The organism is Mesorhizobium sp. L2C066B000, assembly GCF_000502335.1.
Classification (GTDB): Bacteria; Pseudomonadota; Alphaproteobacteria; order Rhizobiales; family Rhizobiaceae; genus Mesorhizobium.
In genome coordinates, this window is record NZ_AYWZ01000001.1 from 240,404 (window position 1) to 265,270 (window position 24,867).

General features: G+C 63.1%; 20 protein-coding genes. 6 read left to right on the forward strand and 14 right to left on the reverse strand.

Annotated elements, in window-relative coordinates:
* Positions 1-12 precede the first annotated feature (12 nt).
* The 4 genes from X733_RS164550 to X733_RS164540 all read right to left on the reverse strand — a co-directional run bounded on the left by X733_RS164550 (position 13) and on the right by X733_RS164540 (position 2,504).
* Positions 13-843, reverse strand: a complete 831-nt coding sequence (locus tag X733_RS164550; protein ID WP_023714041.1) for an AraC family transcriptional regulator — start codon at positions 841-843, stop codon at positions 13-15.
* Positions 844-969: 126 nt separating this feature from the next.
* Complete coding sequence (locus X733_RS164545; RefSeq protein ID WP_023686421.1) at positions 970-1,209, reverse strand: DUF1127 domain-containing protein; 240 nt, start codon at positions 1,207-1,209, stop codon at positions 970-972.
* 3 nt (positions 1,210-1,212) lie between these two features.
* The gene (locus tag X733_RS1000000170080) at positions 1,213-1,383 is read right to left on the reverse strand and encodes a hypothetical protein (protein ID WP_023683236.1); all 171 of its coding nucleotides are present in this window, start codon (positions 1,381-1,383) and stop codon (positions 1,213-1,215) included.
* A gap of 161 nt (positions 1,384-1,544) precedes the next feature.
* Complete coding sequence (locus X733_RS164540; RefSeq protein ID WP_023817264.1) at positions 1,545-2,504, reverse strand: alpha/beta hydrolase; 960 nt, start codon at positions 2,502-2,504, stop codon at positions 1,545-1,547.
* A 459-nt stretch (positions 2,505-2,963) separates the two neighbouring features.
* Here X733_RS164540 and X733_RS164535 point away from each other — a divergent pair, with 459 nt between their 5' ends.
* Both X733_RS164535 and X733_RS164530 read left to right on the forward strand, forming a co-directional pair.
* On the forward strand, positions 2,964-3,431 hold the full coding sequence (locus tag X733_RS164535; RefSeq protein ID WP_023671202.1) for an Hsp20 family protein: 468 nt from the start codon (positions 2,964-2,966) through the stop codon (positions 3,429-3,431).
* A 157-nt stretch (positions 3,432-3,588) separates the two neighbouring features.
* The gene (locus X733_RS164530) at positions 3,589-4,353 is read left to right on the forward strand and encodes a sulfite exporter TauE/SafE family protein (RefSeq protein WP_023817265.1); all 765 of its coding nucleotides are present in this window, start codon (positions 3,589-3,591) and stop codon (positions 4,351-4,353) included.
* On the opposite strand, the gene X733_RS1000000171380 is transcribed toward X733_RS164530, so the two are convergent.
* From X733_RS1000000171380 to X733_RS164525, 3 genes are all read right to left on the reverse strand, one after another.
* Positions 4,350-4,727, reverse strand: coding sequence for a hypothetical protein (locus X733_RS1000000171380; RefSeq protein ID WP_348625849.1), 378 nt, complete (start codon positions 4,725-4,727; stop codon positions 4,350-4,352). The two genes, X733_RS164530 and X733_RS1000000171380, sit on opposite strands and share 4 nt — an antisense overlap.
* A 73-nt stretch (positions 4,728-4,800) precedes the next feature.
* Positions 4,801-5,238 carry an MBL fold metallo-hydrolase gene (locus tag X733_RS1000000171385; RefSeq protein WP_348625850.1) on the reverse strand — a complete coding sequence of 146 codons (438 nt, stop codon included), beginning with the start codon at positions 5,236-5,238 and terminating at the stop codon, positions 4,801-4,803.
* A gap of 18 nt (positions 5,239-5,256) precedes the next feature.
* On the reverse strand, positions 5,257-6,306 hold the full coding sequence (locus X733_RS164525) for a low specificity L-threonine aldolase (RefSeq protein ID WP_023701031.1): 1,050 nt from the start codon (positions 6,304-6,306) through the stop codon (positions 5,257-5,259).
* A 509-nt stretch (positions 6,307-6,815) separates the two neighbouring features.
* On the opposite strand from X733_RS164525, the gene gltB reads away from it, so the two are divergent.
* Both gltB and X733_RS164515 read left to right on the forward strand, forming a co-directional pair.
* On the forward strand, positions 6,816-11,564 hold the full coding sequence (gene gltB, locus X733_RS164520) for a glutamate synthase large subunit (RefSeq protein WP_023817266.1): 4,749 nt from the start codon (positions 6,816-6,818) through the stop codon (positions 11,562-11,564).
* Positions 11,565-11,704: 140 nt separating this feature from the next.
* A complete protein-coding gene (locus X733_RS164515) occupies positions 11,705-13,159 on the forward strand; it encodes a glutamate synthase subunit beta (protein WP_023671207.1) in 1,455 nt (484 codons plus the stop codon).
* Here X733_RS164515 and X733_RS164510 read toward each other — a convergent pair.
* Entirely contained in the window at positions 13,156-14,361 is a 1,206-nt protein-coding gene (locus X733_RS164510; RefSeq protein WP_023695706.1) for a DUF459 domain-containing protein, read from the reverse strand. The two genes, X733_RS164515 and X733_RS164510, sit on opposite strands and share 4 nt — an antisense overlap.
* A gap of 102 nt (positions 14,362-14,463) precedes the next feature.
* Positions 14,464-15,687, reverse strand: a complete 1,224-nt coding sequence (locus X733_RS164505; protein ID WP_023671957.1) for a lytic murein transglycosylase — start codon at positions 15,685-15,687, stop codon at positions 14,464-14,466.
* Between the two features lie 207 nt (positions 15,688-15,894).
* On the opposite strand from X733_RS164505, the gene galU reads away from it, so the two are divergent.
* Entirely contained in the window at positions 15,895-16,800 is a 906-nt protein-coding gene (galU, locus tag X733_RS164500) for a UTP--glucose-1-phosphate uridylyltransferase GalU (protein WP_023817267.1), read from the forward strand.
* On the opposite strand, the gene X733_RS164495 is transcribed toward galU, so the two are convergent.
* Positions 16,801-18,585, reverse strand: coding sequence for an outer membrane beta-barrel protein (locus tag X733_RS164495; protein WP_031192934.1), 1,785 nt, complete (start codon positions 18,583-18,585; stop codon positions 16,801-16,803). It lies immediately after the preceding gene.
* Positions 18,586-18,735: 150 nt separating this feature from the next.
* Here X733_RS164495 and X733_RS164490 point away from each other — a divergent pair, with 150 nt between their 5' ends.
* Positions 18,736-19,731: a KpsF/GutQ family sugar-phosphate isomerase gene (locus tag X733_RS164490; protein WP_023686410.1), complete on the forward strand. Its 996-nt coding sequence runs from the start codon at positions 18,736-18,738 to the stop codon at positions 19,729-19,731.
* 88 nt (positions 19,732-19,819) lie between these two features.
* Here the strand turns inward: X733_RS164490 and X733_RS164485 are convergent, their stop codons facing one another.
* The 4 genes from X733_RS164485 to X733_RS164470 form a co-directional block, all read right to left on the reverse strand.
* Complete coding sequence (locus X733_RS164485; RefSeq protein ID WP_023671953.1) at positions 19,820-20,284, reverse strand: NfeD family protein; 465 nt, start codon at positions 20,282-20,284, stop codon at positions 19,820-19,822.
* Between the two features lie 37 nt (positions 20,285-20,321).
* Entirely contained in the window at positions 20,322-21,272 is a 951-nt protein-coding gene (locus X733_RS164480) for an SPFH domain-containing protein (protein ID WP_023695711.1), read from the reverse strand.
* A 158-nt stretch (positions 21,273-21,430) separates the two neighbouring features.
* Positions 21,431-22,495: a ferrochelatase gene (gene hemH / locus X733_RS164475; protein ID WP_023817269.1), complete on the reverse strand. Its 1,065-nt coding sequence runs from the start codon at positions 22,493-22,495 to the stop codon at positions 21,431-21,433.
* A gap of 155 nt (positions 22,496-22,650) precedes the next feature.
* Entirely contained in the window at positions 22,651-24,675 is a 2,025-nt protein-coding gene (locus tag X733_RS164470; protein WP_023817270.1) for a bifunctional UDP-sugar hydrolase/5'-nucleotidase, read from the reverse strand.
* Between the last annotated feature and the right edge of the window lie 192 nt (positions 24,676-24,867).

Sequence of the window (24,867 nt, forward strand, 5' to 3'; positions counted from 1 at the left end):
TAGTCGACCCGATCAGCGCGGCTTGATCGAGCGCTGGAATTCCGCCGGCGTTCGCCCGTAGACCTGCCTGAACGCTGAGCTGAAATGGCTGTGGCTGGAGAAGCCGAGGTCCAGGCCGAGCGTGGTCAGATTGTCGTAGCGGCCAAGCAGGTCGAGCGCGCGCGCCAGCCGCAGGCGCAGATGGTAGCGATAGAGCGGCATCGCCTCGACCTGCTGGAAAACCTGCGTGAGATAAACCGGTGATACCCCGACTTCAGCGGCGATCTCGGCCAGCGTCCAGCGCCGCGAAAGATCCGAGGACAGGACGAGCTTGGCGCGATCGACCAGCTTCTGCCGGCCAGCGCTGGCGCCGGCGGCATGCGAGGTGCGCTCGCCGAGGGAGCGCCGCACCAGCGTCAGCGCCAGGGTTTCGGCCTCCAGCGTTTCGGCAATGTTGCGGCTCAGGCTGTGGCGCAGCACCGCCACCAGCGCCTGAGCCCGCGGGTCGATGCGGCGGCGCTGACGACGAAACGCCACGGCGCTGCCCGAGCGCAACTGCTCCTTCGGCGTCAACTCCTGCAGTTGCGCCTCCTCGATAACGAGATCGAGGCAGGAATCGCCACCCTCGACGGGATGGCTGATCCGGTAGCCTTCGGCGTTGTTGAAGAACAACAACTGGTTGGCTTCGGCGACCGCATCGTTGCGGCCGACATGGCGCACGAAGACGCCGCGATAGGGAAACACAAGATGCGTGGCAGCGGTGCACTCTTCTTCGCTCTTGTGCCGGCATTCGCCGCTGCAGAGGACATCCCTCACCCTGACGGTGCCGGTGTCCAGAAGCGTCTGTACCGTGAACTGCGACATGGTGAGCTGAGACATGGCCGTTGCATTCTACCCTTGCGCCGAAAGCTGCTCCGGCACATTAGGCGATTGGCTTGTCCAAACCTGTCAGGAGACTTCACCTGTCGGGCCCTTCGTAACGGCCATGGCTCAGTCCCACAAACGGCGCATGTATTCGCAGTGAGCGTCGCTGCGCGACAGGCCGATGTCCTTGAGCTGTTCGTCGGTCATTTCGAGCAAGGCAAGGCGGCTTCGGCGCCTTTCCAGTTGACGGCCGATCCAGTTGGCCGCCGCGATGCCTTGTGTCCGCAAGGACCGCCGGAACGTCGCGGTTTGAGTTGTCGGCTGATGTGCGAGGCATTGCGCCGCCGCTGCATGATCGGGGCGCATCGCTCAGGCTTCCCCGTTGCCGGCCACTGATGCGCCGGCCACTGAGGCGCCGGCTTCGTTCAGCGCAATCGCGCATTCCTCGCAGCAGACCTCGACGGTCTTGCCGCCGACCTTGACGCGGATCGGGTTGGCGTCCAGCTGGCAATCGCAGGCAGCGCAGGTTTTCTCGGTCATGACGTCATCCCCTTGGCGTTCAGTATGCGGAGAGATGAGCATTCCGGGGCGGCACCGGCTGTCAGAATCTTTAGCTCTTTGGGTGCTGCCGGCGCTGCTCCTGACAGAAGGCTGTCAGCAGGCGCAAGCTCAAGGCGCCGCAACATGCAGCGCCGGCGGCATCAGGCTGTTGGGTCGTCGTTGCCGGGTATGAAGGCGTCGAAGGCGGCGAGCAACTGCTCGCGATAGACATCGGCCTCCTGCAGGATCTCGTGTTTCGAGCCATCGATCATCAGCAGCGAGCCGAGGCGCAGACGCCTGGCATAGGCTTCCACGGCCTTGGTCGAGACGACCTGATCGGCGCCGGCGGCGATCATCAGCAGCGGCACCTGGATCCTGGCCATGAAGTCGGGCTCACTGATGGCTTCGCCTGCCTTGATTGCCGCCTGCAGCCAGCGGATCGTCGGCCCGCCGAGCGCCAGTTGCGGATAGTGCTCGTAGATTTTCGTGTTGCGCTGATAGCGCCCGGGGTCCGATGTCACCTTGTTGAGGGCGAAGGGCAGGGTTTCCCTGGGACGCGGACCCCAGGCGGCGTAGAGCCGGCCGAGGCCGAGAAAGCACAATATCGAGCAGACGCGGCGCGCGGTTTTTGCCGACACGGGCGAGTCGGGCACCGTCAGGAAAGGCGCAATCAGCACCATGCGACGCACCCGGTTGACCATCGACGGCGCCGCGAGCAGCGCGATCACGGCGCCCATCGAATGGGCGAGGATGTAATACGGGCCGCGGCAGTCGGGCAGCACGATATCCTCGAAGAACTGTTCGAGGTCGCCGGTGTAATCGTAGAAAGAGCGGACATAGCCGCGTTGCGGATCGGCGATCAGCCGGTCGGAATCGCCCTGGCCGCGCCAGTCGAGCGTGGCGACGCCGAGGCCGCGGTCGATCAGGTTGCGGATGGTTTCGAAATACTTCTCGATGCACTCGTTGCGGCCGGGCAGCAGCACGACGGTGCCTTTCAGCGGCCGGGTGATCGCGGCAAACAGGCCGTAGCGGATCTTCTTGCCGTCGCGCGTGGTGAAAAAGCCGCCGGCGACATTTTGCGGCGGCGGATTGCCTGGCGTGGGATGGAAGAGATCCGTCATTAGGCGCTTGCGTCTTCGTGGTGTCTCACCCGGCAGGGCGTCGGCATGGTGATAGACGCCAATGGATGAAAAGCAAAGGGAGGACGCCAAGGGGGGCGGACGAACGACAAGCAAGGCCGGAAGCAGCCTGCGGCGGCGTGCTTCCGGCCTCTGTCGATCCGGGAGGAAGGGACGTTACACCCGGTCGGCCTCGTCGCGGCGCTTTCATCCGGCGCCGCCTGGTTCTTTATCCTGGGGGCACTCTAGCGCCGGCCGGCTGAACGGGCGCCGAAGCAGCGGTTCATCTGCCGTTCATCGACGCCTCGATTGGCGCTCTTCAAAAATCCTTGAAATGCGCTTTTGCGCTCCCCAAATGTCGGATGCAGCCGCCGATGTCGGGGCTGCTGGTCCACCCGAAACGCCTTTCCAGGGTTTCGCACCGGCCACACGCAAACATGTTGCTCAACAGGAGAACACCTCATGCGTCACGTTGATTTTTCCCCGCTCTATCGCTCGACCGTCGGCTTCGACCGCCTGTTCACCATGCTCGACTCGCTGGCCCAGCCCGATGGCGCGCAGACCTATCCGCCCTACAACATCGAGCGCACCGGCGAGGACGCCTATCGCATCTCGATGGCGGTTGCCGGCTTCTCGGACGAAGAGATTTCGATCGAAGCCCACCGCAACGTGCTGACCGTCAAGGGTGAGCGCAAGGAAGAGGGCAATGGCGAAGGCTCCGAGCTGCTCTACCGCGGCATTGCCTCGCGTTCGTTCGAGCGCCGCTTCCAGCTTGCCGACCATGTCGAGGTCGTCGGCGCCACCCTGAAGAACGGCCTGCTTTTCGTCGACCTTAAGCGCAACATCCCCGAGGAGCTGAAGCCGCGCAAGATCGCGATTACCGCCTCTTCGGCCAACGCCAAGCAGATCGAGGCCAAGAACGCCGCGTGATCAAGACGGCGGCGTCACAACGCCCAAGGTTGAAAGCGTCTCCTCCCGAGACGAAAGCGGCGCCGCGAGGCGCCGCTTTTTTTCGCCGCAGCCTCTGTCACCCCAACCGAAGAGTTCTGGCTCTTTTGCGGCGGGCGCCGTCTTCCCATGAAGGGCGATGTCTGATCTCTCGGCTGATTTTTCCCTGGCCCTAACGGCAACCATTGCGGTGACCTTCCTGCTGGCCGGCATCGTCAAGGGCGTTACCGGTATGGGACTGCCGACGTTGGCGATGGGGCTGCTGGGCACAATCATGCCGCCGGTCGCCGCGGCTTCGCTGCTGATCGTGCCGTCCTTCGTCACCAATATCTGGCAGCTGTTTGCCGGCCCGAGCTTCGGCTGGATCCTCAGGCGGCTGTGGCTGATGATGGTCGGCATCGTCGCCGGCACGCTGGCCGGCTCATGGCTGCTGGCCAGCGACAATGTCAGATGGACGACGGCCGGCCTCGGGGCGGCGCTGATCGTCTATGCCGTCTATACGCTGCTGGCGCGGCAGTTGACGGTTCCCGCGTCAGCCGAGCGATGGTCGTCGCCCATCGTCGGTTTCCTTACCGGCCTCGTCACCGGCGGCACCGGCGTGTTCGTCGTCCCCGCTGTACCTTACATTCAGGCGCTGGGCTTGAGCCGTGACGATCTGATCCAGGCGCTCGGCCTGTCCTTCACCGTGTCGACGATCGCGCTCGCTGCCGGCCTTGCCTCGCACGGCGCGTTCCAGGTCGGGCATGTCGCCATGTCGTCGCTGGCGGTTGCGCCGGCCTTGCTCGGCATGTGGCTCGGACAGTTGCTCCGGCAGCGGATCAGCCCGGCGACCTTCCGGCGCTGGTTTCTTATTTTCCTGATCTTGCTTGGCCTCGAGCTTTTGGCGCGGCCTTTCCTTGCTTAGCGACCGGTGCCGGTTGCGAGAACGGCCTCGACGTTTTGCCGGTGGACGGGCTCGTACAGCGCGAAGTACTCGACCGCGCCCGTGGCGAACATGTCGGCGCCGAAGGTTTTCAGATCCTGCTTCGCAAGATCAGGCTCATTCCGGCAGCGAAGCAGTTTTTGAACGTAGGCTTGCGTGGCGGCGATGAGGCCTTTGTCGTAGCCGCCTCGCTCAATCGCTTCGAGCGAGCCGTGATTGGGCAAGATGCGGTCTATCGGCCACCCGCTCATGCGTTCGAGATCGACCAGATGTTGCGCCAGCCGATCCGCCTCGCTGACAAAGGTGATCGGATCCTCCAGCGTGTCGCCTGCCAGCAGCAGGCCGATCCCAGCCATGAACAGCACCGTGCCGTCATGGCTGTGGATTTCGACCTGACGCAGTTCGACGGCGATCGATCCAACGGCGAGGTCAAGACTGCCTTCGAAGGTCCTGTTCGGCAGCACGAGAGGATTGATCGGTGGAACACCGCTTTCGATCTCGGCCCGGTTGTTCGCGAGCGGTGAGCGTGTTGGCGATAATCTCGCAATCCTGAAACACCTCATTGCCGGCAAGATGATCGTCATGCCAGTGGCTGAGCACGACTCGGATCGATGTTGCGCCCATGTCTTCGAGCGTCTGCCTGATGAAGCGCGCGTGAGGCAGCGAAATATGCGTGTCGTAGACAAGCGCCTGCGAACCATCGACGATCGCATAGGTGCAGATGCCGAGGGCATAGGCGCCGTCGTCCAGCCAGTTCGGCTCGTCCGACCAGGCGCGAACGCCGTCAACGCGGCCATCGTAGAAGCCGAGCACGTTTGGCGCCGGGCGAACCAGCCGCATGGTTGAGCCGAGAGGTGGCTTTGTCATTGGCGCGGTCTCGCGAGTTCAGGCGATCATCTGGCCGAAGCGATCGACCTCATCTGAAGTCGTGGCAAAGCTGGTGACGAAGCGATAGAGCAACTCGTCCTCGCCGACATGGCCGTCGAAGCCGTGCGGCCTGTGCCAGTCGTAAAAGGCGGCGCCGGCGGATTGCAGCCTTTCGGCTTCCGCCTTTTTCATCACCGCGAACACCTCGTTGGCCTGCGGCAACCAGGCGAGCTTCGCCGCTGCCGAATCCTCGATCGCAGCCGCCAGGCGCGCAGCCATGGCGTTGGCATGACGGGCCGTGTCCAGCCACAGGCCGTCCTTGAAGTAGGCGTCGAACTGCGCTGCGATGAAACGCGACTTGGAGAACAGCTGTGCGGCGCGCTTGCGCAGGAAGGACAGCTCCTTGGCGCGGTCGAGGTCGAACAGCACAATGGCTTCGGCGCACCAGCAGCCGTTCTTGGTGCCGCCGAACGAGACGATGTCGACGCCGCGCTTCCAGGTCATTTCGGCCGGCGTCGTCTCAAGCGCGACCAATGAGTTGGCAAAACGGGCGCCGTCCATATGCAGCGGCAGGGAGAAGCGTTTAGCGATCTCCGAAATGATGGAAATGTCGTCGAGCCCGTACACTGTGCCGACTTCGGTCGATTGGGTGATCGAGACGGCCGTCGGGCGTCCCCAATGGACGATCTCGGGTGCGAAACGGGCGACGGCGCGTTCAAGATTGTGCGGGTCGATCTTGCCTAGGGCGCCGTCGACAGCATGGAGACGCGAGCCGCCGCTGAAATATTCCGGCGCGCCGCATTCGTCCTCGATGATATGCGATTCCCGGTGCGCAAAGGAAATGCCGCCGGGCTTGTTGTAAGCGGCCAGCGACAGCGAGTTGGCCGCCGTGCCGGTAGCGACGAAGAACACCGCGACCTCGCGTTCGAAGATCTCGCTGAAACGCTGGTAGACGGCGCGGTCGAGATCGCCATCGCCATAAGCGGTCGAAAAGCCGCCGGCATTGGCTGACAGCCCGGCGGCAATGTTGGAATGGACGCCCGCCCAGTTGTCGGATGCAAAGAACATCAGGAAAGTCCCTGTCTAGTTGAGAAAGTCTGGTTGCGACAAGAGCGCGACCATGGCCGTTTCGGGGTTTGACGCGCAAGGGCCAAGGGCTGAAAAAGCGGTAAAGCCAAAGGCGATCACGAAGGAGTGCCGGGACCGAAATTTCGTTTCAACAGCGCCTGACGTAATTTTCTGTCGCCAAACGTCCAAGAATTTGGTGAATCGGTCTTGTGTACGCCCAGGATTTCTGACATAAAAATTTAGGACAGTAGTGCTGTCTTATTTTGTCGCACAAGTCAGGCTGGATTGGCGTATCATTTAGGCCACTCCGGCCGTTGCCGCGAGCGACGGGTAGACGGCTCGGCTGTGGCCTGTACGATACCGGATACGAACCGGCGGTGCACCGCACGGTCCGCCAAGGATTTCGAAAAGACGTGCCGCAAGAATGAGAGCGGAAGCCAGTCGCTTCCCAAGGTAGACCAGCGCCCCAAATGCTAGACGTGCAAGGGGCCGGAACGGAGGACAGGACGATGACGGAACTGACGCCATCTGCGATTATCGGCCAGGCCGAGCAGACGAAAGCGGCAGCCGTTAAAAATACCGTTCTGACCAAAGAAGGCCAGACCAACGGCCTGACCACCAATGGCATGGCCGCGCAGGGTCTCTATGATCCGCGCAACGAGCATGACGCGTGCGGCGTCGGCTTCATCGTCAACATGAAGAACGTGAAGTCGCACCAGATCGTCAAGGACGGGCTCTTCGTGCTCGAAAACCTGACGCATCGCGGCGCTGTCGGCGCCGATCCGCTGATGGGCGACGGCGCCGGCGTGCTGGTGCAGGTTCCCGATCATTTCTTCCGCGAAGAGATGGCGGCCCAGGGCGTCGAACTGCCGGCGGCAGGCCAATACGGCGTCGGCCACTGGTTCATGCCGCAGGATGCGGCACTGCGCGCCCATATCGAAGAGATCATCGCCGAATCGGCGCAGTCAGAAGGGCTGCCGCTGCTCGGCTTTCGCGACGTGCCGGTCGACAATTCATCGCTGTCGAAGGCGCCCGATATTGCGGCCTCCGAACCGTTCCATCGCCAGGTCTTCATCGGCCGCACATCGGACATTCCAGATGACGAGGAATACGAGGCCAGGCTGTACCTGCTGCGCAAGGTGATTTCCGGCCGTATCTACGCCGAGAACAACAACAAGGATATCGGCGCCTACTGTGTGTCGCTATCGGCGCGTACCATTGTCTACAAGGGCATGTTCCTGGCCTACCAGGTCGGCGCCTATTACAAGGATTTGTCGGATCCGCGTTTCGAGACCGCGCTGATCCTTGTCCACCAGCGCTTCTCGACCAACACCTTCCCGTCCTGGAAGCTGGCGCACCCCTACCGCATGGTCGCGCATAATGGCGAGATCAACACGGTGCGCGGCAACAACAACTGGATGGCGGCGCGCCAGGCCTCGGTCGATTCCGAACTGTTCGGCAACAACATCTCCAAGCTGTGGCCGATCTCCTATGACGGCCAGTCCGACACGGCGTGCTTCGACAATGCGCTCGAATTCCTGTTCCAGGGCGGCTACAGCCTCAGCCACGCCATGATGATGCTGATCCCGGAAGCCTGGGCCGGCAACAAGCTGATGGATGCCGATCGCAGGGCTTTCTACGAATACCATGCAGCGCTTATGGAGCCGTGGGACGGGCCGGCCGCGGTCGCCTTCACCGACGGCCGCCAGATCGGCGCCACGCTCGACCGCAACGGGCTGCGCCCGGCGCGCTACATCGTCACCGACGACGACCGCGTCATCATGGCGTCCGAAGCCGGCGTGCTGCCGGTGCCGGAGGAGAGGATCGTCAAGAAGTGGCGGCTGCAGCCTGGCCGCATGCTTCTGATCGACCTTGCCAAGGGCCGCATCATTTCCGACGAGGAGATCAAGTCGGAGATCGCCACCAGGCATCCCTACAAGACCTGGCTCAACAACACGCAGCTGATCCTGGAGGATCTGAAGCCGGTCGAGCCGCGCGCGCTGCGCAAGGATGTCAGCCTGCTCGATCGCCAGCAGGCTTTCGGCTACAGCCAGGAAGACACCAAGCTGTTGATGTCGCCGATGGCGACCACCGGCCAGGAAGCGGTGGGTTCGATGGGCACGGACACGCCGATCTCGGCGATGTCGGACAAGTCGAAGCTGCTCTACACCTACTTCAAGCAGAATTTTGCCCAGGTCACCAACCCGCCGATCGACCCGATCCGCGAGGAACTGGTGATGAGCCTTGTCTCGTTCATCGGGCCGCGGCCGAACATCTTCGACCTGGTCGGCAATTCGCGCCGCAAGCGGCTCGAAGTGCGCCAGCCGATCCTGACCAATGGCGATCTGGAAAAGATCCGCTCGATCGGCCACACCGAGGACCGTTTCGACACCAAGACCATCGACATCACCTACGGGTCGAGCGAGGGCGCGGCCGGCATGCAGGGCGCCGTCGAGCGTCTGTGCGAGCGCGCCGAGGCGGCCGTTGCCGGCGGCTACAACATCATCATCCTGTCCGACCGCCAGGTGGGTCCCGACCGTATCGCCATTCCGGCACTGCTGGCGACGGCTGCCGTGCACCACCATCTGATCCGCAAGGGTCTGCGCACCGCGGTCGGCCTGGTTGTCGAATCCGGCGAGCCCCGCGAAGTGCATCATTTCTGCTGTCTCGCCGGCTACGGCGCCGAGGCGATCAACCCCTACCTTGCTTTCGACACGCTGCTCGACATGCACAAGCGTGGCGAACTGCCGGCGGAGGTCGACGCCTACGAGGTGGTCTCGCGCTATATCAAGTCGATCGGCAAGGGCATCCTCAAGGTGATGTCGAAGATGGGCATCTCCACCTACCAGTCCTATTGCGGCGCGCAGATATTCGACGCCATCGGGCTGAAGTCGGATTTCGTCGAGAAGTACTTCACCGGCACAGCGACGCTGATCGAAGGTGTCGGCCTGGACGAGGTCGCGGCTGAGACGCTCAGCCGCCACACCGACGGTTTCGGCAACGATCCGGTGCTGCGCAACAGCCTCGAGGTCGGCGGCGAGTACATGTACCGCATGCGCGGCGAAGCCCATATGTGGTCGCCCGACGCCGTCGCCACCTTGCAGCACGCCGTGCGTCAGGGCTCGTGGGAGACGTTCAAGGAGTATTCCGCGCAGATCGACAGCGAGACGGCCCGTGCCCAGACCATACGCGGCCTGTTCAGGATCAAGCTTGCGGAAGAGACCGGCCGCAAGAAGGTGGCGATAGAGGACGTGATGTCGGCGGCCGATATCGTCAAGCGCTTCTCGACCGGGGCGATGTCGTTCGGCTCGATCTCGCGCGAGGCACACACGACGCTGGCGCGCGCCATGAACCAGATCGGCGGCAAGTCGAACACCGGCGAGGGCGGCGAAGAGGCCGACCGCTATCTGCCGCTGCCCGGCGGCAGCAAGAACCCCGAACGTTCGGCGATCAAGCAGGTCGCCTCGGGGCGGTTTGGCGTCACCGCCGAGTATCTCGTCAATTCCGATGTCATGCAGATCAAGGTCGCGCAGGGCGCCAAGCCCGGTGAGGGCGGCCAGCTGCCCGGCCACAAGGTCGACGCCACCATCGCCAAGGTCCGGCACTCGACGCCTGGCGTCGGCCTGATCTCGCCGCCGCCGCATCACGACATCTATTCGATCGAGGATCTGGCGCAGCTGATCTACGATCTGAAGAACGTCAACCCGGCGGCCGATGTCTCGGTAAAGCTGGTGTCGGAAGTCGGTGTCGGTACGGTTGCGGCCGGCGTCGCCAAGGCACGCGCCGACCACATCACCATATCGGGCTATGATGGCGGCACCGGCGCGTCGCCGCTGACCTCGCTCAAGCATGCCGGCAGCCCGTGGGAAATGGGCCTAGCCGAGACGCACCAGACGCTGGTGCTGAACGGGCTGCGCTCGCGCGTTGCGCTGCAGGTCGATGGCGGCTTGCGCACGGGGCGCGACGTCATCATCGGTGCGCTGCTCGGTGCCGACGAGTTCGGCTTCTCGACCGCGCCGCTGATCGCGGCCGGCTGCATCATGATGCGCAAGTGCCACTTGAACACCTGCCCGGTCGGCGTCGCGACGCAGGATCCGGTTCTGCGCAAGCGTTTCAAGGGCACGCCCGAGCATGTCATCAACTTCTTCTTCTATGTTGCGGAAGAGGTGAGGGGGCTGCTGGCCGAGATGGGCTACACCCATATCGACCAGATCATCGGCGACAGCGACCTGCTGGAGAAGCGCGAGATGATCCAGCATTGGAAGGCGCGTGGGCTCGATTTCGGCAAGATGTTCTTCAAGCCGGACGCGCCGCATGAGGCGGTGCACTGGACCGAACGGCAGAAACACCCGATCGACGATGTACTCGATCGCAAGCTGATCGAACTGGCGAAGCCCGCGCTCGAAAGCAAGCAGCCGGTCAAGATCGAGGTCGACATCCGCAATGTCGATCGCTCCACGGGCGCCATGCTGTCGGGCGAAGTCGCCAAGCGCTTCAGGCACAAGGGCCTGCGCGAGGACACGATCCAGGTGAAGCTGACCGGCACCGCCGGCCAGTCGTTCGGCGCCTTCCTGGCGCGCGGCATCTCGTTCGATCTCGTCGGTGCGGCCAACGACTATGTCGGCAAGGGCCTGTCGGGCGGACGCATCGTCATCCGGCCGCCGGAGGAGTCCAGGATCGTCGCGGCGGAATCGATCATCGTCGGCAACACCGTCCTCTATGGCGCGACCGAGGGCGAGGCCTATTTCGCAGGTGTCGCCGGCGAGCGCTTCGCGGTGCGCAATTCGGGCGTCGCCGCCGTCGTTGAAGGCGTCGGCGATCATGGCTGCGAATACATGACCGGCGGCATCGTCGTCGTCATCGGCCAGACCGGTCGCAACTTCGCTGCCGGCATGTCGGGCGGCGTGGCCTATGTTCTGGATGAGGCCGGCGATTTCGCCGCGCGCTGCAACATGGCGATGGTCGAGCTGGAGCCGGTTCCGGAAGAAGACGATCTGATGGAAAGGCTGCTGCATCATGGCGGTGACCTCGACCACAAGGGTCGCGTCGACGTCTCGGGCGACATGACCACCCATGACGAGGAACGGCTTTACCAGCTTATCTCGAACCACGTCCATTTCACCGGTTCGGTACGCGGCCGCGAGATACTCGACGACTGGACGACCTTCCGGCCGAAATTCCGCAAGATCATGCCGGTCGAATACCGCCGCGCGCTGATCGAGATGGAACGCATGCGCATGGGCGTGGCGGCGGAATAGGTTTTTCGACTTGCCGGGAGGCGCAGGCTTCCCGGCGGAACTTTCAGCGACAGTTTGACCTCGGATGCAAGGTTGCCACGGCTGCCTCAAGGGGTTAACGGGTGCGAAAACCGCACCATCTGGACAGCAGGAACTGGACTATGGGCAAGGTAACAGGCTTTCTCGAAATCGACCGGCAGGTGCACAAGTACCAGCCGGCCTCCGACCGCATCCGGCATTTTCGTGAATTCACGCTGCCGATGTCGGACAAGGAGGTCGAGAAACAGGCGGCGCGCTGTATGGATTGCGGCATCCCGTTCTGCCACGGGCCGACCGGTTGCCCGATCCACAACCAGATCCCGGACTGGAACGACCTCGTCTACAATGGCGACTGGGACAATGCGATCCGCAACCTGCATTCGACCAACAATTTCCCCGAGTTCACCGGCCGCATCTGCCCCGCGCCCTGCGAGGAAGCCTGCACGCTGAACCTCGAGGACATTCCGGTTGCCATCAAGACTGTCGAACAGGCAATCGCCGACAAGGCTTATGAAACCGGCCATATCCGGCCTTATCCGCCAGAGAAGAAGACGGGCAAGCGGGTCGCTGTCATCGGCTCCGGTCCGGCAGGGATGGCGGCGGCGCAGCAGCTTGGCCGCGCCGGCCACGAGGTCAGCGTTTATGAGCGTGAGAGCCGTCCCGGCGGGCTGATGCGCTACGGCATTCCCGACTTCAAGATCGAGAAGCACTATATCGACCGCCGCATCGAGCAGATGCAGGGCGAGGGCGTGACCTTCCATTGCGGCGTCAATGTCGGCGTCGATAAGCCGGTGGCAGAGTTGCTCGCCGGATACGATGCGGTGCTCTATTGCGGCGGTTCGGAATCGCCGCGTCCGGCCAACATTCCGGGCGACGATCTCGGCGGCGTCTATGACGCCATGCCCTATCTGGTGCAGCAGAACCGTCGCGTCGGCGGCGAGCCGATCCAGTCGGTGGCCTGGCCGTCGCATCCGATCATCGCCGGCGGCCAGCATGTCGTCGTCGTCGGCGGCGGCGATACCGCGTCCGACTGCGTCGGCACCGCCTTCCGCCAGGGCGCGGTGCGCGTCACCCAGCTCGACATCCGCCCGCAGCCGCCGGAGAAGGAAGACAAGCTTTCGGTCTGGCCTTACTGGGCGACCAAGATGCGCACCTCGTCCTCACAGGCCGAAGGTGCGGAGCGCGAATTCCAGGTGGCGACGCTCGAATTCATCGGCGAGGACGGCCAACTGACCGGCGTCAAATGCTGCGAAGTCGACGAGAAGCGCAAGCCGATCGCCGGCACCGAATTCGTCATCCGTGCAGACCTCGCCTTCATCGCCATCGGCTTTGCGGGACCGGCTGCCGCCGGCGTCGCGAAAGAGCTGGACGGTGAGATGAAAATCACTACCGACAGCCGCCGTTCCCGCAATGTCGAAGCCAACGATCGCGACTACAAGACCAGCGTCGACAAGCTCTACGCCGCAGGTGATGTGCGCCGCGGCCAGTCGCTGGTTGTGTGGGCGATCCGCGAAGGCCGCCAGGCCGCGCGCTCGATCGATGAAGCGCTGATGGGGTCGACGGTACTCCCCCGTTAACGATTGATCGCCGTCGTCGTATCCGTCGCGGCAGCGGCCTTGGGCGGCCACGAGAAGTCGTCGGCGCGGCCGGGCGAGGCCTCGGGCGCCTTGCCTTCGAGGATTAGTTTTTCGCCGGGCAGATCCGGATTGGCTTTCGGCGCCGCCGCCGCACCGAGAAGTTCGGTACCGCCGTCGAGCGCCGGATCGTTGAGCAGCATTGGAACGGTGCGGTCGACCACGATCGGGGCGGCGGGCAGCGACGGCGCCTCGACCGGGGCGCCGGCCGGTGCGGCAGCCGTCACCACGCTTCCCGGCGCTGCCAGGCCGAGGATCTTGGCCAGCGGCTTTTCGGTGTAGAAGGCGAGCTTTCGCTTGCCGGCTTTCGAGACGTTGATGCCGTCGTCGGAGCGCAGCCGCACGGCCTGGCCGTTAATGTCGGGGCCGGTCGAGACAAAGGCGCCGTTCTCGTCGACGAACCCATCCCAGACATCGACGAATTCGCCGCCGTTCTTCTCGGCAGCCGAGTGGTAGATGTCGTTGAATGCGAGCATGTCGGAGGTCATCTTCGGCGTCTTGAAGGCTGGCATGCCGACCCACAGATAAGGCACCTTGGTCGCCGCCAGTGCCTTTCCCAAGGCTTCGGTCCGGCGTTCGTATTCCTTGGTCCAGTTCTCGGAGCGCGGCTGCTCGCGCACATCGTTGACGCGCATCTGCTGGCGGTCGTTGGAGCCGAGCATGACGACGACCACGGAGGGTTTTTCGGTCTCGACCAGCGATTTGACCTGTTCGGGCCAATTGTAGACATCATCGCGCACGAAACCCGAAGAACCGTTGGCGCGCTCGACGATCCTGACGTTGGCATTGTCGGCAAAGGCTGTTTCGAGGCCTTCGGCCAGGCCGTTGGCCATGAAATCGCCGATCACCAGAACGACGCGGGCATCCGGTGTCTTCTCGACAATCGGAGCGGAAGGTTCAACGGGTGCACGGGGCTTCTTCTTGACCTTCGGCTTTGCCTTGCGGACGTCGAGCGGCGGCTCGATGCGTTCGCTGCGGCGCGGGAACAGAAGGTCGCGCAGCGACCAGCCGCGGTTCTGCGGTTGCTCCTGCGCCAAAGCCGGTGTGTGGAAACTGCCGGCGACCCCCGTCGCCAGGACGACGATGGCCAGAATGAGGATCGGCAAGCGGAAAACGATCACACGGATACGCGCTGCCGAAACCAAGCACCCTCTCCATCCCTTGGTGCATGGCCCTTGCAGGGGATCATGCACAGACCGATGCTACGGCATCCCTTGCGTCGCAAATGCAAGCTGCCGTCGCCGGCTCTATTTCTTTCTGAGCCATTTGAGCACTTCCATGCTCGGATACCCGTCCTGGGTCAAGCCGACCGTTGCCTGATAGGTCATGATGGCGGTTTTCGTGCCGTCACCGATCTTGCCGTCGAACTTGCCGTCGTAAAGTCCGTGCTGCGAAAGCCGCTTCTGCAACTCCTGCCTTTCCTCGAAGGACAGTTTGGTGAAGGGCCGCTTCCAGTCCTGCACCAGACCATTAGAGCCGGCGATTTCGTCGGCAAGAAGGCCGACGGCCAGGGCATATTTGTCGGCGTTGTTGTAGGCCTTGATGACGGAGAAGTTCTTGATCATCAGGAATGCCGGTCCGCCGCGGCCGTCCGGCACTTTCAGCGTCGCCTTGTCGGTTGCGTTCTTGAACGGCTTGCCATTGGCCCTGGCGACGCCGAGCGCCTGCCACTGCGCCAATGTCTTCGAGCCGGCCGGCAGTTTGCCCGCCGGAATGGTGACCTCGTAGCCCCAGGTCTTGCCGCCCTGCCAGCCATTCTTCTTCAGCAGATTGGCTGATGTCGCCAACGCATCGGGGATCGAATTCCAGATGTCGCGCTTGCCGTTGCCGTCCATGTCGACGGCATAATGCTGGTAGCTGGTCGGGATGAACTGGGTCTGGCCCATGGCGCCGGCCCAGGAGCCCATCAGGTGGCTTTCGTCGATGTCGCCGGTCTGCAGGATTTTCAGCGCGGCGACCAATTGGGTGCGGGCGAATTTCGAACGCTTCGGGTCGCCATAGGCGAGGGTTGCCAGCGAGCGGATGACATTGCGCATGATGTCGTCGCGCTTGAGGATCTCGCCGTAATTCGATTCCATCGACCAGATGGCGAGCAGGATGTAGCGGTCGACGCCGAACCTCGCCTCGATCCGTTCCAGCCACGCCTTCCATTTTTTGGCCATCTGCTGGCCGACGGCAACGGACTGGTCGTGGACGCGGTTGTCGAAATAGTCCCAGGCAGGTGCGGTGAATTCGGGCTGGGTGCGTGCCTTTTCCAGCACCACCGGGTCGGGTTCATTGATGCCCCGGAACGCCCGGTCGTAGACCGCGCCGGAAACGCCGCCCGCCACGGCCGTGGCGCGGAAGCCGGCGACCCATTGCCGAAACCCGGCATCGGCGAAGGCCGGTCCGGCCGGCATCAGCAAGGTGAGCGAGAGGCTGGCCGCCGTCAGCACGCTGGTAAAGAGTTTTGCGGCACTGCGAACGGACATATTTTCCCCTTTCTCTATCTCAGGAAAGACCATTCATCGCCGAACCGGGTTAGCAATTGGTTTACCATAGGCGGCGCCTGGAACGAAAAGACACCTGGATGCTTTACCGGTTGATGTTTCCCTCAATGGCCCGATAATCCACAATTCCGGCGCGAAAATGTCGCGAGGCGGGATTGCCGGGCACGCCCTCAAACGGATAATTGACGCATGAAGCGAGTTCGCAAGGCAGTTTTCCCGGTCGCCGGTCTCGGCACACGGTTTCTCCCGGCCACCAAGGCCATTCCCAAGGAGATGCTGACCGTCGTCGACCGGCCGGTCATCCAGTATGTCGTCGATGAGGCGCGCGAGGCCGGCATCGAACATTTCATCTTCGTCACCGGCCGCAACAAGGCGGTCATAGAAGACCATTTCGATATCCAGTTCGAGCTCTATGATACGCTGGCACAGCGCGGCAAGGACGATCAGCTGGCCCGCTTGCAGCGGCTGCAGCCGGCGCCGGGGCAGACCTCGTTCACCCGCCAGCAGGTGCCGATGGGGCTCGGCCACGCCGTCTGGTGCGCCCGCGAACTGGTCGGCGATGAACCCTTCGCGCTGTTGCTGCCCGACATGATCATGCAGTCGGAGAAGAGCTGCACGAAGGCCATGGTCGAGCTCTACGAGGAGACGGGCAACAACATCATCGCCGTACAGGAATGCGATCCGGCCGAGACCCACAAATATGGCATTGTCGGCCGCGGCGAGGACACGCATCACGGCTTCCGCATCACCGAGATGGTCGAAAAGCCGAAGACCGGCACCGCGCCGTCCAATCTCTACATCAACGGCCGCTACATCCTGCAGCCCGAGATTTTCAAGATCCTCGAAAGCCAGGAAAAGGGCGCCGGCAACGAGATCCAGCTCACCGACGCGATGCTGAAGCTGGAAAAGCAGCAGCCCTTCTTTGGCTACCACTTTCAGGGCCGCACCTTCGATTGCGGCTCGCCGGAAGGCTTCGTCGAGGCCAATGTCGCCTTCGCGCTGTGGCGCAGCGACATTAACGAGAACATGGCCGGCGTCATCCGCACGCTGCTCGATGAGATGAAGCCGTCCGAGCGTCGCGGCGCTGCTTTTTAGCTACCGCTGCAGCTTCAGCCCCAAATAGATGCTGTTGGCGGTGTAGTTGCGCCCGGGCAGATTGCTGGTCAGCTTTTCGGTGCGGGCGCGGCTGGTGAGGCCGACATAGCGGTTCAGCCACCAGGTCAGCCCGGCCTCTGCACTCAGCGTCATGTCATGGCCGTCGGAGCCGGTGTAATTGCGCCAGTCGAGCCCAAGGGCTGCGTTGCCGGTCAGGTCGGCGCGGATCTGCCGCTCGCCGGTGAGGCGGCCGGAATAGAGGATGTCGCCGCTCTCACCGGCATTCGTTGTGCCTTCGACCGTGGTTCGCCCGGTGAGGCCGATGATGGTACCGCGCTCGGGCGACCATTTGAGGTCGGCATTGATGGTGGCTCCCGAAATCGCCTCCAGGTTCTTGTCATCGATCGCCTCCCTCAGCCAGCCGGCCGAGAACTCACCCTTGAGCTTCTCGCCCATGTCGACTTCGATACCGGCGCGTGCGCCAAGCCGGGTCGAAGAGCGCTCGAAGCCCTTGTTGTCGATCCGTTGGTCATATACCCGGCGGCCGAGCTCAATCTCGGCAAAGGGCGTCAGAGCCGGGGAAATTTCATAGCCAGTCCGCAACGTTGCGGTGTAGAGCGTGTTGTCCTGGTCCTTCTGCGACAGCGAGGTGCCATCGGTAAGTTCGGCATCGCCATAGATGTCGTGGGAGACGGCGCCGGTCAGCGCAAAGCGCATCTTGCCGACGTCCTTCTCGACGCCGAGGCTGCCGTCGACCGTCTGGCGGATCGGCTGCGATTTGACGCCGGCAATGGCGTCGGGCGCGGAGGCCGATTCCGGCGCAATCTCGTAGCCGAGCTTGGCGATGGCACGCAGTTCATTATCGAGGTCGACATTGTACGTGCCTTGGATACGGCCGCGTGCCTCATTGATCTTCTGGCCCGAAATGGTGTTGCGGAAATTGCCGTAGCCGTCGATGACCGCCGAATTCTCGCGCCAATCGGAGGCGGCGGAAAAACGCAGCGCCGTTTCGGACAGCACCGCCGACTTGCCGCCAGCGCTGGAATCGGCGTTCGACGTGACGGCAACGCCCTGCTCGAGCGTCGGCCGCAGCAGGAACGAGCCGACCTTGATGCCGGTTGCCGCGTACGGGTCGTCCTCGAGCTTCTTCTTCTGGCCCTCGATGGCGTCGGTGCGCTCGGCGCCAGGGTCGAGCTTCTGCCGGTCGACGCTGTCGACGGTGAGGACACGGCGGTTGGCTGTGTCCTGATCGGCGTCGTCTGCCGCAGTGCCGTCCGGAGTCGTTCCGGTGGTGGTCTGGTCCGTGGCTTTGCCAGGCTTCTTCTTGTCGGCAGCCTTGGTTTTGTCCTTGGCCTTGTCTGCATCCGCGGAGGCGCCTTGTTTTGCCGTCGATGGCCGGCGTGGCTGGACGGTTGGCGGCTTGTCGGCGCCCGAATCGTCGATGGTCGCCGGCGGGTCGAAAATGCTGTTTGCGCCGGCCTGGGACGGGTCGGTGTCGTCAGGCAAGGCGCCATCGCTGGCCGGCACATAAGCGGTTGGCGTGTTTCCCGTGGGGGCGGTGTCGGCAGGGGCGGGCTTGACCTGCGTGTTGGCCTTGGTCAATTGCCTGGCCCGGCGCTGCTGGTCGGACAGGATCGCCGATTCCGAAACCTCGCCGCGCAGCTCGGTCTCCTGGGCATGAAGCGCAGTTGGCCGCAGCAAAGCGAGCACGCTCGTCGCCAGAAGCAGAGCGCAAAAGGCTCTGCCCGTTCGACCTTTTTTCTCTTGAGGCTGGGCCCGCGACATCGTCACCACTGCTTGCGCGGCGCAAGCGCGCCATACTTACCGAACCGTAAACGGGGATGGTTAACGGAGGGTTGAAGGTGTGCCTGTACGACATGGCTGGACGGCAATTCTGTTGGACAGGCGAACGGCAAAGCGCTAATCGCATCAGCCATGCATGCGGGATCCCCAGAAAAGAAGCCTTTGGAGGCTTCGGTCGCCTCGGCGCTGAGAACGGTAGCCACGGAACAGGCCGGCGTGGCGGCATTGGCCGCCGCGCTGGAGAACGAACTGGCCGAACCTTTCGCCCGCGCCGTCGACATGGTGTCGCGCATCAATGGCCGCGTCATAGTCACCGGCGTCGGCAAAAGCGGCCATATCGGCACTAAGATCGCGGCTAGTCTGGCTTCGACCGGCACGCCTGCCTTCTTCGTCCATCCGGCGGAGGCCAATCATGGCGACCTTGGCATGATCGCCAGAGACGATGCCATCATTGCCATGTCATGGTCCGGCGAGAGCAAAGAGTTGATGGGCATCGTCGCCTATTCCAGGCGCTTCTCGATCCCGCTGATTGCGATTACCGCGGGCGCGGCCTCGGCGCTGGCGCGCGCGGCCGACGTGGTGGTGCTCCTGCCGTCCGCGCCGGAAGCCTGCCCGCACGGTCTGGCGCCGACGACATCGACCCTGCTGCAACTGGTGGTCGGCGATGCGCTGGCCATAGCGCTGCTCGAAGCGCGCGGCTTCACGCCCGACCATTTCCGCACGTTCCACCCCGGCGGCCAGCTCGGCGCCAACCTCACGCAGATCCACGAGATCATGCATGTCGGCGACAGGCTGCCGCTGGTGTCTTCCGGCACGGGCATGCGCGAGGCGATCCTCGAATTGTCGAACAAGGGCTTCGGCTGCGTGGCGATCGCGACGGCGGATGGCGCGTTGGTGGGCATCATCACCGATGGCGACATCAGGCGTCACATCGGCAGCAATCTCATGGAAATGAGCGTCGATCAGGTGATGACGAAAAAGCCGAAGACGGCCACACCGGACACGCTGGTGGCGACGGCGCTGCAGATTATCAACAATTCGGCCATTACGAGCCTGATGGTGGTCGAAGGCAGGCGGCTCGTGGGACTGGTTCATCTGCACGACCTGCTGCGCATCGGCGCCGCCTGAAAAAATCAAAGGACGCGTCGCGTTCGGGAAGCCCTAGGCGACGCGGCCTGATTTTTCCGGATCGAAAGCGCCATGCGCTTTCGAAATGTCAAACTGCCTCGACGGTCAGTTCCAGATCGGTGTCGGCCGAACTGACGACGCGCACCTGCGTGCCGGCCGGCAGGTCGGGACCGGAGACGCGCCACAGTGTATCGCCGAGTTTGATGCGGCCGCGACCGTCCTTGATCGGCTCGGCCAGCGTTGCCATCCTGCCGACCAACTGCGCGCCGCGCCGGTTGAGCAGCGGCTGGTCGCTAGGGGTATTACGCCCACCAACCAGCTTCTTTCCGGCAAAGGCCGAGACCAGCGACAGGGCCAGGAAGGCGAGGACCTGGACTTCCCAGGCCCAGAAGCTTGCGTCCCAGACGAGCAGGGAAATCACACCGATCACCAATGCGGCGATGCCGATCCACAGCATGAATATTCCTGGCGCGATGACCTCCATCACCAGGAGGACGAAGCCCAGAACCATCCAGTTCCACGGACCAAGTTCGGAAATGATGCGGTCGAACATGGGAGTGCGCTCCTATGATCTCAGTTCTCAGCTAGCCTCAATTCTCGCCTGGGCGAACCACCGGAGGGCGGGCGGCCTGCCTGGCGGCGCCGGCGGTGCCTTCGCTGCGGAACACCTCCCTGGCGATCTCGCTTATGCCGCCGAGCGTGCCGATCAGCGCCGAGGCTTCCATCGGCATCAGCACGACCTTGCTGTTGTTGGCGGTACCGATCTTGCCCATCGCTTCGGTGTATTTGAGCGCCACGAAGTAGTTGAGTGCCTGCACGTCGCCCTTGGAGATGGCTTCCGATACAACCTGGGTGGCTCGCGCTTCGGCCTCGGCCGAGCGTTCGCGTGCCTCGGCGTCGCGGAAGGCGGCTTCCTTGCGGCCTTCGGCCTCAAGGATCTGCGACTGCTTGAGGCCTTCGGCGGCGAGGATCTGCGCACGCTTGTTACGTTCAGCCGTCATCTGACGACCCATCGATTCGATGAGGTTGGCCGGCGGATTGATGTCCTTGATCTCGACGCGGGTGATCTTGATGCCCCACGGATGCGCCGCTTCGTCGACGACGCGCAGCAGGCGCTCGTTGATGGCGTCGCGGTTCGACAGCAATTCGTCGAGGTCCATCGAGCCCATGACGGTACGGATGTTGGTCATCGTCAAATTGAGAATGGCGTTCTCCAGGCCGGCGACCTGGTAGGCGGCCTGCGCCGCATTGAGGATCTGGTAGAAGGCGATGCCGTCGACGCCGACAATGGCGTTGTCGCGCGTGATGATTTCCTGGCTCGGAACGTCGAGCACCTGCTCCATCATGTTCATCTTGGCGCCGATTCGGTCGACGAACGGCACGATGAGGTTGAGGCCGGGGCTTAGTGTTTTGGTGTAACGACCAAAGCGCTCCACCGTATAATTATAGCCTTGCGGGATTGTCCGGATGCCTTTGATAAGAAGCACCAATACCAGAAAGGCAAGCGCACCAATCGCAATACCGAAACCACTGAAGTCCATTTGAATCTCCCTCAGATGCCGGCCATGGCGTTGATTCCATGCAACCGACTTCACCAAACACTTAGGTGTGTTTCAATAATGTTACAATCAGGTGATCGTTGATTATTAGTGCATGGAATAGCGCAACTGCGGCGATCGATCGCCGCAACGTGGCGGCCTCAGACCCAGCCCGACAGCTCGCGCCGCACCATCGCCTCGATCACCGCCATGCCTTCTGCACTGTCGTTGAGGCACGGGATGTGGGCGAATTTCTCGCCGCCGGCGTGATGGAAGGTCTCGGCCGCCTCGCGGCCGATTTCGTCCAGCGTCTCGATGCAGTCGACGGAAAAGCCTGGGTTGACGATGGCGATCGATTTCACGCCGTCCTTCGCCAGTTTCTCGACCGTCTTGTCGGTGTAGGGCTGCAGCCATTCCTGGGCGCCGAAGCGCGACTGGAAGGTGATGATCAGCTTCTTTTCATCCCACCCCAGTCGTTCACGCAACAGCCGTGTCGTCTTCTGGCAGTGGCAGTGATAGGGATCGCCCTTCTCGAAATAGGGCTTCGGGATGCCGTGATAGGAGGTGATGACCACCTCGGGCTCGAAGTCTAGCGTTGCCAGATGCCGTTCGATCGAATGGGCGAGCGCCTCGATGTAGACCGGCTCGTCATAGTAGGGCGGAACACTGCGCACGGCAGGCGCGCGGCGCATCTTCATCAAGGCGCGAAACAGCTGGTCGTTGGCGGTCGCGGTGGTGGTCGCGGAGTATTGCGGGTAGAGTGGGAACGACAGGATGCGGTCGCAGCCTTGTTCGACCAGCCTTTGAGCGACGCTCGCGGTCGAGGGGTTGCCGTAGCGCATCGCCCAGTCGACCACGACATCGGGTAGGTCGATGAGCGCTGCGGCCAGCTTTTCGCCCTGCGCGCGGGTGTAGGTGCGCAGCGGCGACTCGTTCCTCTCGCGGTTCCATATCCTGGCGTAATTGGCGCCGGACTTCTTCGGTCTGGTGGTCAGCACCAAGCCGTAGAGGATCGGATACCAGATCGCCTTGTTGAGTTCGATGACGCGCGGATCGGACAGGAATTCGCGGAGATAGCGCCACATCGGCTTGAAATCGGTACCGTCGGGCGTGCCGAGATTGACCAGCATGACGCCGATCTTGCCTGCCTTTACCGGCGGATGTCCGGCCGGTAGCGGGTAGAGCGCTTTCGCAGCTTTGGGGTCGACAGGCGTGGAAAGCGTCATGAAGGTCTCCCGACACCGCGAAACCGACGATGTCGGGCGAACCTAGCGATGTGGCGCGAGTTTTCAATGCTGCGTCTGGCCGCACCTTACCTTGAAAGCCAAAAACCCGTCCGGTTACCCGGACGGGTTTTGCTGGTCGTGAGTGCGAAGCGAGGTTACTTCGCCGGAATGGTCAAGGTCGCGCCGACCGGAAGCCGGCGTGGCTCGTAGCCTTTGTTGGCCTCGGAGATCACCTTCCACTTGGCGCCGTCGCCATAGGCCTTCTTGGCGAGATCCCAATAGGTATCGCCGGCGACGATGACATGGCTGGCTTCGGCCGGGGCGGCGTCAGCCGGCTTTGCCGGAGCAGGTGCGGCTTCGGCCGGTTTTGCCGGTTCGGCCGGAGCCGGCGTTGCCGGGGCGGTTTCCGCCGGGACAGTCGGCGGCGTGGTGGTGATGTCGCCGGAGCCTGCCGGCAATGCGGGCATCGCCGGCTCCGCCGGTGCAGCCTCGGCCGGTTTTGCCGGTTCCGCTGGAGCAGGTGCCGGTTCGGCTGGTTTTGCCGGCTCGGCGGCCGGGGCAGCCGCTACGGTTGCGGCAACCTCGGTGATGCGGCCGTCGAGCTTGGGCGTATAGGGCCGGTGCGCGGCGAGATAGTCGGCGACCACCTGTTCGAGGCCCGGGCCGTAATCATAGGCGTTCTTGGCCTTCTCGGCGAAGACCTTGTAGCCGTCGCCGCCCTGGCGGACGTAATTGTTGGTGGCGACCAGATAGTCCTTGTCCGGATTGATCGGCGCCCAGGCACCGTTCTGCATCACCTCGACCGACTTGACTCGGCCGGCATTGGGCGCGACCGACTTGTCGAAGGAGTATTTGAGACCTGCCACCTGCGGGAAGCGGCCGCCGCCGTCCTCGACCTGGCTGACGCCGTTTTCCAGCCCGGCAACCAGATCCTTGCCGGAAATCTGGAAGGTCGCCAGCGTGTTCTGGAACGGCAGCACGGTTAGCACCTCGCCCATGGTGACGGTGCCCTTGTCGATCGAAGCACGCAGGCCGCCGCCATTCGAGACGACGATCTCGACGCCCTGTCCCTTGACGCGGTCGAGGATGGCGTCGGAGACGAGGTTGCCCATCGCGCATTCCTTGGTGCGGCAGCTTTCGCGGCTGCCGTCGATGGCCTCGGTGGTCTCGGCCACTTCCTTGTTCTTCAGCGCCTCGATCGGCGCGCCAAGCTCCTTGATGCGGGCAAGAACGGCCGGATCGGGAGTGATCGACTTGTCGAGGAAGATCGGGTCGCCGCTGGCTTCCTTGACGTTGCCATTGTCGTCGAACACGACCTTGAATTCGCCGAGATATTTCGAATAGGACGCGGCCTGCACGACAGGCACCTTGGAGCCGTCGGGGTTGTCGACCATCGTCGGGTAGGGGCCTTCAGCCTTCGGGTCGGTGTTGGACAGAAGCGAATGGCTGTGGCCGCCGACCACCACATCGATGCCCGGGATCTTGGCGATGATATCGCGCTCGCGCCTGTAGCCGATATGGGTGACGGCAATGATCTTGTTGACGCCTTGCGCCTTCAGCTTCTCGACCTCGGCGGTGATCGACTTGACGTCATCAGCGATGGTGATGTTGGGGCCGGGAGAGGCGAGTTCCGGCGTGTCGTTGGTCACGGCGCCGACAATGCCGATCTTCTGGCCGCCGACCTCAAGCACAATCGACGGCTTGATCTTGCCTGCGGCGCCGGACTTGTCGTTGGGCACGACATTGGCGCTGACGATCGGGAACTTCGCCTTGTCGAGATAAGGCACCAGCGCGCTCTCGCCATCGTCGAATTCGTGGTTGCCGAGCGTCACCGCGTCGGGCTTGATCTGATTGAGGAATTCCTCCTCCGCCGTGCCCTTGTAGGTGATGTAGAACAGCGATCCCTGAAAGCTGTCGCCGGCATTGAGCAGCAGCACGTTCTGGCCTTCGAGCTTCTTGCGCTCCTGTGCGATCGCGGTGACCAGCCGGCCGGCGCCGCCGATGCACTCACCCTTGGTCTCTTCCTCGGCCGAGCAGGTTGACTCGTATTTGTTGTTGCCTTCGATGCGGCTGTGCCAATCGTTGAAATGCAGGATGTTCAACGTGTAGTCGGCAAAGGATGGTGCGGCCGACAGGCCGAGTGTCGAGGCAGAGAGGGCGGCAATGGCGAGCTTCTTCATCTTCGTCTCCCGGATATGATCAAAGGCGTTTAACGCTCTTGCCCGACTGCAGGATAACAGCCAGCATTTCGGGTATGTTCACATCGCGGTTGTGGCGATGCAAGAAGAATCAGGGCGGATAACCGGCATCGGTTTGCCGGCATAAAAAAGGCGGCGGCATCGCGCCGCCGCCATCCGCAAAGCCGCATGGGA